The 12,056-nt window shown below is 67.1% G+C and carries 11 protein-coding genes; 8 read left to right on the plus strand and 3 right to left on the minus strand.

What is annotated here, in order from left to right:
- Positions 1-2 precede the first annotated feature (2 nt).
- A complete protein-coding gene (gene glgX / locus ABE522_RS04195) occupies positions 3-2,132 on the plus strand; it encodes a glycogen debranching protein GlgX (protein WP_346590631.1) in 2,130 nt (709 codons plus the stop codon).
- Between the two features lie 52 nt (positions 2,133-2,184).
- Here glgX and ABE522_RS04200 read toward each other — a convergent pair whose 3' ends face one another.
- A complete protein-coding gene (locus ABE522_RS04200) occupies positions 2,185-2,472 on the minus strand; it encodes a DUF378 domain-containing protein (RefSeq protein ID WP_198551484.1) in 288 nt (95 codons plus the stop codon).
- 84 nt (positions 2,473-2,556) lie between these two features.
- On the opposite strand from ABE522_RS04200, the gene ABE522_RS04205 reads away from it, so the two are divergent.
- The 4 genes from ABE522_RS04205 (at position 2,557) to ABE522_RS04220 (ending at position 5,247) form a co-directional block, all read left to right on the plus strand.
- Positions 2,557-2,889, plus strand: a complete 333-nt coding sequence (locus tag ABE522_RS04205; protein WP_346590632.1) for a hypothetical protein — start codon at positions 2,557-2,559, stop codon at positions 2,887-2,889.
- A gap of 92 nt (positions 2,890-2,981) precedes the next feature.
- Positions 2,982-3,374 carry a response regulator gene (locus ABE522_RS04210; RefSeq protein ID WP_346590633.1) on the plus strand — a complete coding sequence of 131 codons (393 nt, stop codon included), beginning with the start codon at positions 2,982-2,984 and terminating at the stop codon, positions 3,372-3,374.
- A gap of 110 nt (positions 3,375-3,484) precedes the next feature.
- Complete coding sequence (locus tag ABE522_RS04215) at positions 3,485-3,901, plus strand: DUF2231 domain-containing protein (protein ID WP_346590634.1); 417 nt, start codon at positions 3,485-3,487, stop codon at positions 3,899-3,901.
- Positions 3,898-5,247: a PQQ-dependent sugar dehydrogenase gene (locus tag ABE522_RS04220; RefSeq protein WP_346590635.1), complete on the plus strand. Its 1,350-nt coding sequence runs from the start codon at positions 3,898-3,900 to the stop codon at positions 5,245-5,247. The genes ABE522_RS04215 and ABE522_RS04220 overlap by 4 nt, the downstream gene beginning before the upstream one ends.
- A 43-nt stretch (positions 5,248-5,290) precedes the next feature.
- Here ABE522_RS04220 and ABE522_RS04225 read toward each other — a convergent pair whose 3' ends face one another.
- The gene (locus tag ABE522_RS04225; protein WP_346590636.1) at positions 5,291-8,068 is read right to left on the minus strand and encodes a PAS domain-containing protein; all 2,778 of its coding nucleotides are present in this window, start codon (positions 8,066-8,068) and stop codon (positions 5,291-5,293) included.
- A 209-nt stretch (positions 8,069-8,277) separates the two neighbouring features.
- On the opposite strand from ABE522_RS04225, the gene ABE522_RS04230 reads away from it, so the two are divergent.
- The 3 genes from ABE522_RS04230 (at position 8,278) to ABE522_RS04240 (ending at position 10,686) form a co-directional block, all read left to right on the plus strand.
- Positions 8,278-8,553: a DUF2845 domain-containing protein gene (locus tag ABE522_RS04230; protein ID WP_346590637.1), complete on the plus strand. Its 276-nt coding sequence runs from the start codon at positions 8,278-8,280 to the stop codon at positions 8,551-8,553.
- 60 nt (positions 8,554-8,613) lie between these two features.
- Complete coding sequence (locus ABE522_RS04235) at positions 8,614-9,627, plus strand: glycoside hydrolase family 43 protein (RefSeq protein ID WP_346590638.1); 1,014 nt, start codon at positions 8,614-8,616, stop codon at positions 9,625-9,627.
- Between the two features lie 225 nt (positions 9,628-9,852).
- Positions 9,853-10,686, plus strand: coding sequence for an aspartyl protease family protein (locus ABE522_RS04240; protein WP_346590639.1), 834 nt, complete (start codon positions 9,853-9,855; stop codon positions 10,684-10,686).
- Positions 10,687-10,716: 30 nt separating this feature from the next.
- Here the strand turns inward: ABE522_RS04240 and ABE522_RS04245 are convergent, their stop codons facing one another.
- Positions 10,717-12,021: an FG-GAP repeat domain-containing protein gene (locus ABE522_RS04245; RefSeq protein ID WP_346590640.1), complete on the minus strand. Its 1,305-nt coding sequence runs from the start codon at positions 12,019-12,021 to the stop codon at positions 10,717-10,719.
- Positions 12,022-12,056: the final 35 nt, after the last annotated feature.

Consider the following 12,056-nt stretch of genomic DNA (forward strand, 5'->3'; position numbering starts at 1 on the left):
CCATGCGCGATACCGTACACGCCCGTTATGCCACCCCCTCGCGCGTCCGCGAAGGCCGACCGTTCCCCCAGGGCGCCACGTTCGATGGCAAGGGCACCAACTTCGCGCTGTTCAGCGCGCACGCCACCCGGGTCGATCTGTGTCTGTTCGACGACGCCGGCAACGAAGAACGGATCGAGCTCCCCGAGTACACCAACGAGGTCTGGCACGGCTATCTGCCAGGCGTGAAGCCGGGCCAGCGTTACGGCTATCGCGTGCATGGCCCGTACGCGCCTGCCGAAGGCCATCGATTCAACCACCACAAGCTGCTGCTGGATCCGTATGCGCGGGAAATCGAAGGTGACCTCACCTGGAGCGATGAGCTGTATGGCTACACCATCGGTCACCCCGATGCGGACCTCAGTTTCGACGAGCGCGACAGTGCGCCGTTCATGCCCAAGGCCGTGGTGGTGCAGGACGACTATGACTGGGAAGACGACCAGCGCCTGTTGACCGCCTGGAACCAGACCCTGGTGTACGAAACGCATGTGCGCGGCTACACGATGCGCCATCCCGACGTCGCCGAAGCAGCGCGGGGCACCTGTGCCGGCCTGGCACACGACGCGGTGCTGGATTACATCAAGGGGCTGGGAGTGACCGCAGTGGAACTGCTGCCGGTACAGGCCTACCTGGATGACAGCCACCTGCTGGAGAAAGGCCTGCGCAATTACTGGGGCTACAACACGCTGGCCTTCTTCGCGCTGAAGAGCCGCTACCTGGCCAGCGGACACCGCGACGAGTTCCGTGACATGGTCAAGGCGATGCACCGCAAGGGCCTGGAAGTGGTGCTGGACGTGGTGTACAACCACACCGCCGAAGGCAACCAGCTGGGCCCGACGCTGTCCTTCAAGGGTATCGACAACGCAACCTACTACCGGCTTGCCGACGACAAGCGCTATTACATCAACGACACCGGCACCGGCAACACGTTCAACCTGAGCAACATGCAGGCGATGCGGTTCGTCACCGATTCGCTGCGCTACTGGGCACAGGACATGCACGTTGATGGCTTCCGCTTCGACCTGGCGACCATCCTGGGCCGGGAACCGAGTGGGTTCGACCAGCGCGGCGGGTTCCTGGACGCCTGCGGGCAGGATCCGCTGCTGTCGCAGGTCAAGCTGATCGCCGAACCGTGGGATTGCGGGCCGGGCGGTTACCAGGTCGGGCGTTTCCCGCCGGGGTGGGCGGAATGGAATGACAAATTCCGCGACAACGCGCGAAGCTTCTGGAAGGGTGACGAGGGCGTGCTGGCCGAGTTCGCCACGCGCTTCACCGGATCGGCGGACCTGTTCGATCGCCGTGGTCGTCGCCCGTGGTCATCGGTCAACTTCATCACCGCCCACGATGGGTTCACCCTGCATGACCTGGTCAGCTACAACGAAAAGCACAACAGTGCCAACGGCGAAGGCAACCAGGACGGGTCCAACCATGATGGTTCCTGCAATCACGGCGCTGAAGGCGAGACCGATGACGCGGCCATCAATGCACTGCGCGAGCGGCAGATGAAGAACCTGCTGGCCACGCTGCTGCTGGCGCAGGGCACGCCGATGCTGCTGGCCGGCGATGAACGTGCGCAGACCCAGGGCGGCAACAACAATACGTATTGCCAGGACAACGAAACCGCATGGATCGACTGGCAGCGGGACCCGAGCGAAGGACGGCTGGCGGAGTTCGTGCGCGAACTGACGGCACTGCGCCGCCGCTACCCGATCCTGACCCGTGGCCGCTACCTCAACGGGCGCTACAGCGAAGAAGCCGGGGTCAAGGACCTGACCTGGCTCAATCCGAGCGGGGCGGAGATGCAGGAGGCTGACTGGACCGATGCCGGCGCGCGATCGGTGGGCCTGGTGCTGGAAGGCAAGGCGCAGCATTCCGGGGTGCGCGAGCATGCCAACGATGCCACCCTGTTGATCCTCATCAACGCATGGCACGAGGGGGTGTCCTTCAAGCTGCCCGATGACGAGCAGACGCCGCTGCACTGGAAGCTGATGGTGTCCACCGATGAAGCGCTGGATCGCGAGTCGGTGCCCAAGGGCTCAACCGAATTCCTTGCGCCGCCGCGCAGCGTCACCGTGTTCGAATGCCGTAGTTGACGGCAGGACGCGGCGGGGGGGCGTACAACGCCCCCTTTGCCGCAGGGGGCGATCACACCAGTTGCGCGGTGGGCTTGTGCGTGGCCAGCCAGATCGCCTGCCACAGCCCGGAAAGCCCGATCAACGCGTAGACCGCACGCGGCCACGGACTGTCGATGCCGCAGGCGAGCCCGATCAGGTCGATCTGGAACTGGCCCTGCAGGCCCAGGCAGATGGCACCGAACAGCACCATGATCATCGTCGCGATGTTGAACGCTCGCACTGCATTGCCCCTGGTTGACTCGTTGATGTCGGCATGGTGGCGCGCGTTCCGTGCGAGCACCGTGATCGCGCGCTTCACGCTCCCTCAACCCGGGCCTGCACCCGCACTGCACGCCGGGCTGCCTATGCTCTTTCCATCCCTTCGTCCTGGCAGACACTCCGCATGGTCCCCACTTCCTATTGGCGCAAGAGCTGGGGCAGCTTCGTGCGACCCAATACCGGGTCGTTCGATATCCGCGATGTCTCCTGCCTGCAGGAGCCGACCTCGCTGCGGATCGTCCACCTGTACCGCATCGATGCCTGCTGCCAGCGCTGCGACCGCGCTTTCTCGGCACGCGACGGCCATGGCATGGCCACGGTCACCGGTGCGCGCGTGTTGACCTGCCCGGGATGTTCGGCCAGCCAGGCAGTATCCAACCGTGAGCTGGCGCGATTCTCCGCCTCCCACCCGGGCACCGCGATGGCAGCGCCAGGCCCGGTTGCCGAAGTCGCTTGAGCGCGCCGCCGTGAAGAATTCCTTGCGCGTCCATCACGCCGCCGCACAGAGGGCTGATGGACACTGGGCGCATGAGATGTGTTGCCGATGCCATGAACCGCCCCGACACCCGCACCCGCACCGAGAACGGCGCAGCACCCAGGATCCTGGTGGTCGAAGACGAGCTTGAGCTGTCCACGCTGCTGCAGACCATCCTGGTGGGGGAGGGATACCAGGTCGAGCAGGCCTATTCGTTGTCAGATGCGCTGCATTCGCTCGACGAAGCGACATTTGATGCGGCAGTACTGGATGTCGAGCTTCGCGACGGGCTCGTGTTCTCCGTCGCCGACCGTTTGAAGGCGCGCGGGATTCCGTTCTTCTTCCTGTCTGCGGTTTACCGCGGGGTGGTGCCGGTGGCGCACCGTGACGTGCCGTTCCTGGGCAAACCCTATGAACTGGACGAACTGAAGGATTACCTCGCTGAGAGTCTGCGAAGCGCTTCATGAGTCCGAAGCCAGCGGAAGAGGCGCCGGCAGCCGTCCGGCGTCACATGCCCTAGGCGGGCGCGATGGCAACCTGTGCGCCGTCTTCCACCGTCTCCCAGGAGCACACAGCCATGGCGTCCAGCCCCTTCCTCCACCCCGCGCGGGCGATACATCCCGTGCATGCCGCCGTGCTCGGTGGCGTGCTTCCGCTGTTCCTCGGCACGCTGCTGGCGGACTATGCCTACTGGAGCAGTCACGAGATCCAGTGGAGCAATTTCGCGGCGTGGCTGCTGATCGGCGCCATGGTGATGACCACGCTCTCCCTGCTGTGCGGCGTCGTCGGCCTGGCCCGGCATCGTCACGGACTGGCCTACGTGGTGGTGCTGGCGGTGACCTGGGTACTGGGCTTCTTCAATTCGCTGCACCATGCGCGCGACGCCTGGGCAGTGATGCCCGCCGGCCTGGTGATGTCGCTGGTCGGTACGCTGCTGGCCCTGCTGGCGACCTGGATCGGCCTGTCCACCCTGCGCGCGGGAGGTGTGCGATGAGCCGTCAAGCGATCACGATTCTCTCCGTTTCGGTGCTGGCCGCCGCGCTCGCCGCATGCAGCAACAAGGCCCCGCAGGTGGACCAGTACGGTGCCACCCCGGAGATGCCCGCGCCCAAGCGCGACCTGATGCCGGACATGACCATCGCCAAGCCGACCGCGTGGGGCGACAGCGTCCCGACCGTGCCGGCCGGTTACCGTATTTCGGCCATCGCCACCGACCTGGGCATTCCGCGCCAGACCCTGGTGCTGCCCAACGGTGACATCCTGGTGGCGGAAGGGCGGGGCGGCAACGCGCCGAAGCTGAAGCCGAAGGATGTGATCGCCGGCAAGATCAAGGCCAAGGGCAACACGGCGGTGAAGAGTGGCAACCGCCTGACGCTGCTGCGCGATGCCGATGGGGACGGTGTGTATGAAATGAAGACCGTCTTCGCCGACAAACTCAATGCCCCGTATGGCCTGGCGATGATCGGCAACGTGCTTTACGTCGCCAACCAGGATGCGCTGGTACGATTCGACTATGTCGAAGGGCAGACCCGCGCCAGTGCGGCGCCGGTGACGGTCACCGAGCTGCCTTCGGCGATCAACCACCACTGGACCAAGTCATTGACCGCGAGCGCCGACGGCCGCCATCTGTACGTGGGCATCGGCTCCAACAGCAACATCACCGAACGCGGCATGGCCGCCGAAGTGGACCGCGCGGTGGTGTGGCAGATCGACGCCGCGACCGGCGCCCACAAGACCTTCGCCACCGGCCTGCGCAATCCCACCGCGCTGGCCATCCAGCCGGGTACCGGCGCGTTGTGGGCGGTCGTCAACGAACGCGATGAGATCGGGCCGAACCTGGTGCCGGATTACCTGACCTCGGTGAAAGAGGGCGCGTTCTACGGCTGGCCGTACAGCTATTGGGGCAAGAACGTGGATGATCGGGTGATGCCGCAGGATCCTGCGAAGGTGGCCAGTGCCATCGCGCCGGATTATGCGCTGGGCTCGCACGTGGCCGCGCTGGGTGTCTCGTTCTCCGGCCCGGCCATGGGCGCGAAGTTCGCCGATGGTGTGTTCGTCGGCGAGCACGGCAGCTGGAACCGCAATCCGCCCGTGGGCTACAAGGTGGTCTTCGTGCCGTTCCGTGACGGCCGCCCGGCCGGTGAGCCGATCGACTTCGTGTCCGGCTTCCACGGCGAAGACGGGCTGACCCGTGGCCGCCCGGTCGGCGTGACCGTGGATCCCCGCGGTGCGTTGATCGTTGCCGATGACCTGGCCAACACGATCTGGCGGGTGACGCCGGATACGGTCGCCGCCCCGGCTGCACCGGCGGCGCCACCGCCGGCACCGGTAACCCCGTAAGCCGGCTGCGTCCGTGCCGGGTGATCCCCGGCGCGGGCGGCGCTCAGCCCAACGCCGCGCGTACGCGCGTGGCCAGCTCGTCCACGCTGAACGGTTTGCCGATCAGCTGCACGCTGGGATCCAGCACGCCGTCCTGCACCAGCGCGTTCCGGCTGTAGCCGGTCGCGAACAGTACTTTCAGGTCCGGCCGGCGTCGGAGCGCCTCATCGGCGAGTTCGCGGCCGTTGACTTCCGGCATCACCACATCGGTGAACAGCAGGGCGATCGCCGGATGCGCGTCGAGCAGCTTGAGCGCGGCGGCGGCGCCGTCCGCGGCGAGCACCGGATAGCCCAGTTCGGTCAGCGCATCGATGGAGAACTGGCGCACGCTCGGCTCATCTTCCACCACCAGCACCAGCTCCTGCCCGCCGGACGACGCCAGCGGGGCATCGTCCGCAGTGGAGGGGGCCGCATCGAGCACCGCCATCAGGCGCGGCAGGTAGAGCATCACGGTGGTGCCGTGGCCGACGCGCGAATCAATGCGCACGTGGCCGCAGGACTGCTTGACGAAACCGTACACCTGGGAAAGCCCCAGTCCGGTCCCCTGGCCGACCTTCTTGGTCGTGAAGAACGGCTCGAAGGCCTTGGCCATCACCTCCGGCGGCATGCCGCTGCCGTTGTCGGCGACGGAGATCAGCACGTATTCGCCGACAGGGACGCCGCCAGCTTCGGCGCATTGCTGCGCACAGTTGGCCGTCTCCACCGTGAGCCGGCCGCCGCCGGGCATGGCGTCGCGCGCATTGACCGCAAGATTGAGGATCACGTTTTCCAGCTGGTTGGCGTCGGCGAAGGTCGACCACAGGTCGGCGGCCAGCACCGTCTGCAGGCGCACGCTGCTGCCCAGCGAATGCACCAGCAGGTCCGACATGCCCGCCACCAGCCGGTTGGCATCCACCGGCACCGGCTGCAGCGGCTGTTGGCGCGAGAACGACAGCAGCCGCTGGGTCAGCTGCGCGGCCCGGCGCGCGCCATCGATCGCCATGTCGATGTAGCGCTTGGCACGCGGATCCTGGTCGCCCAGGCGTGCCGCCAGCAGGTCGAGCGGCCCGATCACCGTCGCCAGCATGTTGTTGAAGTCATGGGCGATGCCCCCGGTCAGCTGGCCCACCGCCTCCATCTTCTGGCTCTGCCGCAGCGCGTCTTCGGCGCGCGTGCGCTCCTGTACTTCCTCCAGCACGCGGGCTTCCAGATGCTCGTTCAGCTCTTTCAGGCGGGCCTCGGCCAGCCTGCGCTCGGTGACATCGATGGCCACCCCCAGGACGCGCAGGCAGCGGTCCCCTTCGAACAGTCCGCGGCCTTTGGCGGCCACCCAGCGCAGCACGCCGTCCTCCCGGCCCACCGTGCGGTATTCCACGTCGTAGAGCGCGCGCACGGCCGGGTCGGCGGCGGCGGCGAAGGCGGCGGTGGTCGCCTGCCGGTCATCAGGATGCAGGCCGTCGTAGAAGTCCTGCAGGGACACCTCGACCTGGGCGGAGATGCCGAACATGGCCTTGGTGCGCGGCGGCCAGATCAGCACGTTGTTGACCAGGTCCACGTCCCAGAATCCCATGTCCCCGGCTTCGGTCGCCGAGCGCAGGCGCTCTTCGCTCTCGGCCAGCGCCGCCTCGGCCGCCTTGCGCGTGGTCAGGTCGAGCATCGCGCCGATCATCCGCTGCGGCTCGCCGGAGGGACCGCGCAGCACCGTGCCTCGATCCAGCACGGCGGCATAACTGCCGTCGGCGCGGCGGAAACGGTACTCACCCGACCACGCCGAGCTGCTGCTGTCGATCACCGCGTGGATGGCGGCATCCACCCGGCCACGATCGTCGGGATGGATATGGTCCAGCCACCATCGGGCACTGGTGGCGGTGGCCGCATGCCCGAACAGCGTACTCAACGCCTCGTTCCAGATGACGTGCCCATCGGCCATCCGCCAGTCCCAGATCGCATCATTGGTGGCCCGCGCCGCGAGCCGGTAGCGTTCCTCGATTTCCCGGTGCTGGGCTTCGGCGGCCTTGCGGTCGGTGATGTCCAGCGACGTACCGACCAGGCCGACCACGGCGCCTTCCCCATCGCGCAACGGCGCCTTGGTCGACAGCCAGAACGCACGGCGGCCATCGGGGAAACTGATTTCTTCTTCGACCTGCTCACTGCGGCCGCTGGCCATCACGCGCTCATCGGTGGCCATCACCGCTGCCGCCTGCCCGGGATCGCCCAGCAGCTCGGCATCGGTGCGCCCGACGTAGTGCTCCGGCGGCATGCCGATCAGTTCGGTGGTGCCGCGGTTGCCCATCAGGATGCGGCCCTGGCGGTCCTTGGCGTAGACCACGCCGGGCGCGGCCTCGACGAAGGAACGCAGCAGGGTCTGCGCCTGGTCACGTTCGGCTTCAAGCCGGCGCCGCTCGTCGATATCGATCAGCACGCCGGGGAAGTCGATCGCGCGACCGTGCGCATCCAGGTCCACACGGCCGGCCGCTTCCAGCCAACGGTACTGTCCGTCCGCGCCGCGCGTGCGGAACTGGTGCACATAGCGCCCGCCGCGGCCTACCGCCTCGGCGATCGCCTGCTGCAGGCCGTCCCGGTCATCAGCGTGCACGGCGGCCACCACCTGGTCCAGGCGCAGCTCGCTGCGTGCCAGCGCGGGATCCAGGCCGAACGCCCGGGCGAGGGCATCATCCACGGCGAGTCTGTCGTGCGCGACATCCCAGAACCAGGTGCCCACGATCGCCCCGGCGGCGAGCGCCAGTTTGACCCGCTCGGCATCACGCGCCACCCGGGTCGAATTTCCGTCTTCAAGGTTCAAGGTGTTCTCACGGCGAGGCGCGGGGATGACGTGTTTGGCCGCATAGATTATCGCCGCCGCCCAGCGCTGGGAACGTGGCTTGCTGAAGCTGATCAGGATGTTCCCGGCGCAGCGTCTTCACGCCAGCGCGGACTGCGGCCTGCGGGTGCCCCTGGTCGTGTGGCACAGTGGCGGCGCGGACGCATATCCACCAGATCAAGGAGATCGGAATGAACGCGAGAACGATGATGTTGGTGCTGTGCCTGGCCGCGGCGGGTTCGGCGATGGCAGGTGGCAGTGCCCGGTTCGGCAACAAGCTGGTGAGTACCGGCGACGGGGCGGGCAAGGTGGCCCAGGTGGCCGGCAAGCCCGACCGGGTGATCCAGCTGGAAACCGACTACAGCGGCAACGTGGGCGAGCGCTGGGAATATTACCAGGCGCGGAAGACTGTCCAGATCATTTTCCGCGATGGCAGGGTGACCGAGGTCAACGAGCTCTACAACTGATTCGCCAGCACGCCCTGAATCGATCTAAACTCGGTCGAAACCACCTTGGGAGGGCAGGGCATGGCAAAGATGAGGGCAGCAGTGCGCGCCGCCCTGGTCGCCGCGGCAGTGTTCGCTGCAGCGGCCGCTCCGGCGGATCCGGGTGACCCTGCGGCGGCGACGTCCGGCAACCCCATCCTGCCGGGTTGGTACGCCGACCCGGAAGCGGCGGTGTTCGGGAGCACCTACTGGATCTACCCGACCAGCTCGGCGCCGTATGCCGAGCAGACCGGATTCGATGCCTTCTCCTCGCCCGACCTGGTGCAGTGGACCCGGCATCGCAATGTACTCACCACCGCCGCCATCCGGTGGGCCAGGGAGGCGCTGTGGGCGCCCTCCGTCGTGGAACGCGATGGCCGCTACTACTTCTTCTTTTCCGCCAACGACATCAAGAGTGACCAGGAGCTCGGTGGCATCGGCGTGGCGGTGGCCGACCGGCCCGAAGGTCCCTACCGCGACCTGCTGGGCAAGCCGCTGATCGGCACCTTCCATAATGGTGCCCAGCCGATCGACCAGTTCGTGTTCGAGGACGATGACGGCGCCTGGTACATGATCTACGGTGGCTGGAAGCACGCCAACATCGTGCGCCTGAAGGATGATTTCACCGGCGTGCAGCCGCACGACGATGGCACGCTGTACAAGGAGATCACCCCCGCGCCGGAATACGTGGAGGGCTCGCTGATGTTCAAGCGCGGCGGCCGCTACTACTACATGTGGTCCGAGGGCGGCTGGGGCGAGCCGGAGTACTCGGTGGCTTACGCCATCGCCGACAAGCCGACCGGACCGTTCAAGCGGATCGGCAAGATCCTGCAGCAGGATCCCAGCATCGCCACCAGCGCCGGCCACCATTCGGTGATCCACGCGCCGGGCTCGGACAACTGGTACATCGTCTACCACCGGCGCCCGCTGGGAGAGACCAGCCGGCATCACCGCGCCACCGCGATCGACCGGATGTACTTCGATGAAAAGGGACTGATCCTGCCGGTCCGGATGACGATGGAGGGCGTGCCGGCCGAGCGGCTGGACGCGCGCTGATCGCGGTTGTCCCGCGCACGGTGGACGTGCTGCCGCGCTTCGTCAGCGCTCCAGCGCGGTCCATCGCGTGCAGGGCGGTTTCGTCGGCGGCCACTGGAGTGGCCGGGGCGCGGGGTGCAGTCTGCGGGTGTACGACCTACCCGACGCGACAAGGAATGTTCGATGCTACCCCGAGCCCCACTGCTTTGCTTTGTGCTTTCCTGCTCCCTGCTGTCCAGCGGCGCGATGGCGGCCGACGCCGGTGCACCGCCGGATGACGCGTGCGCGCTGGCGGCCTGGCCCCTGCGCGCGCCGGAACTGCAGGTTCCCTTCGACATCGTCGACGGCCGCGTCTATGTCCAGGCCCAGGTCAATGGCCGCGGACCTTTCCGCTTCGCCGTCGATACCGGGGCAAGCGGCATCGGCCGCGCCGACAGCCGCTTGACCGCTGCCCTCGGTCTTTCGCCGCACGGCGAAGCCACGACGTCCGATGGCGTGGCCAGTGCCAGCGTGCAGACGGTCCGGATCGACTCGCTCGCCCTGGGCGCAGTGGTCCGGCGCGACGTGGAGGTCATCACGCGCGACTACAACGCCCACAACGCGCCGGAGGCGGCGTTCATGGGGATACTGGGCCGCGGCTTCTTCGATGACGGCCTGCTGGTCATCGACTATCCGCGACGCATGCTGTCCTTCAGCCGCACGCAGCAGCTTCCCACCCAGGGCGCGAATGTACTGCGTTATGAGCGGGCCTTCCGCGTGCCGGTGCGGATCGGGCGAGAGCATGTGCTGGGCCAGCTCGACACCGGCGCCAATGTCAGCTTCGTGCTGCCACGGGCGCTGTATGACACGGTTTCCGCCGGACCCCTGGAAGCAGCCGGCCGCTCGCGGTTGACCAACAGCCAGGCCGAGGCGCAGCGGGCCACCGTGCAGGGGCCGATCGAGATCGGCCAGCTGCGCCTCGCCGATGTGGAGGTGAGCGTGTCGGCGAAGTATCCCGAATTGCTGATAGGCGCACATGCCCTGCAGCAGGCCGTTGTATTGATCGACCAGCCTGCCAGGGCGGTGGCCATCTGCCGGTAAACGCGCCGTAGCGGCGGCCACCTGCGGCCTTCACCCGTCTGCGCCGCCGCTCAGCAGCAGCCGCGCCTGCGTCCCCCAGCCACCTGTCAGTACATCCGGCCTGCCGTCGCCGTCCAGGTCGCCCTGGCCCATGCTCCAGCTGCGCCCCACGGTGATGCCCGGTACCACGGCAAGCGTGACATCCCGGAAGTGGCCCTTGCCATCGTTCTGCCACGCACGCAGTTGCAGCGGCACGAAGCCGGGCACCTGGATCGCGCCGACCAGCAGGTCGGGGTGACCATCGCGGTTGAAGTCGACCACGGTCCCGGCCCAGCTGGAAAACCTGTGCGCCGGCAGGCGCTCGGCGGTCTCGTCGCGGAAGCGACCGTTGCCATCGTTGACCAGCAGGCGCGTCTGCGGATCCTTGTCCCAGGCCGCGTTGTTGCTGGTGATGTTGAAGAACACGATGTCCGGGCGGCCATCACCGGTGAGGTCGGCCACATGCACTTCGCGGGTTTCCATCGGCACCTTCAGTTCCAGCCGATGCGAGTGGTCGGCGAAGTGTCCGCTGCCATCGTTGATCAGCAGGCGATTGGGGTGCGCCGGGCTGGCCAGCACCACGTCCAGGTCGCCGTCGCCATCGATATCGGCAAGCGCCACGCCTTCGGTCTGTGCATCGCCCTGCGGCAGATGGGTCGCGCTGGCATCGATGAAATGGCCGGGTCGTCTGGGGTCGTTGAGGAAAAGAAGACTGCGCGACACCCGCGCAGGCGCCCCGGCGCCATGGCCGGTCTCGCCGGTGCTGCCGATGAAGATGTCCGGCAACCCGTCACCGTTCACATCACCCAGTGCCAGCCCGTTGCCCTGGCTGCCGGCGGGCAGCCGTTCGCTGGCATCGGTGAAGCCGCCCTTGCCATCGCCGAGAAACAACTGGTGCACCTCCTCGGATTCGCTGATGAACACCATATCGGCGTGGCCATCGCCGTTGAAATCCGCACTGCGCACATGTTCGTTGTCACGCATCGTGCGGCCGAAGGCATCCGGGACATAGCGCAGCTTTCCGGCTCCGTCGTTCAGGTACAGCCGGTTGACGCCGTGTTCCACCGACACCACCACGTCACGGTCCCCATCGCCGTCGACGTCCACGAATACCGAGTCAGTGGAATGCAGGCTGGGCGCGGTCGGCACATGGGTCGCGGTGGCATCCACGAACACCGGGGAGGCGGCCTCGCGGACCCGCTGGAACGCGTCCGTCGCCGGATCCCGCGTCGATGTATCGCGGGCAGAAGCGGGGTGCGGCACGGCGAACAGTGCCAAGGCAGTGGCGAGCGCGTGCATCGAAAACCGTAGCGACATCGGATCCTCTCGCGGGCAGGAATCAGCCTCCAAGC

The sequence above is a fragment of the Stenotrophomonas lacuserhaii genome (assembly GCF_039674585.1).
Classification (GTDB): Bacteria; Pseudomonadota; Gammaproteobacteria; order Xanthomonadales; family Xanthomonadaceae; genus Stenotrophomonas; species Stenotrophomonas pennii_A.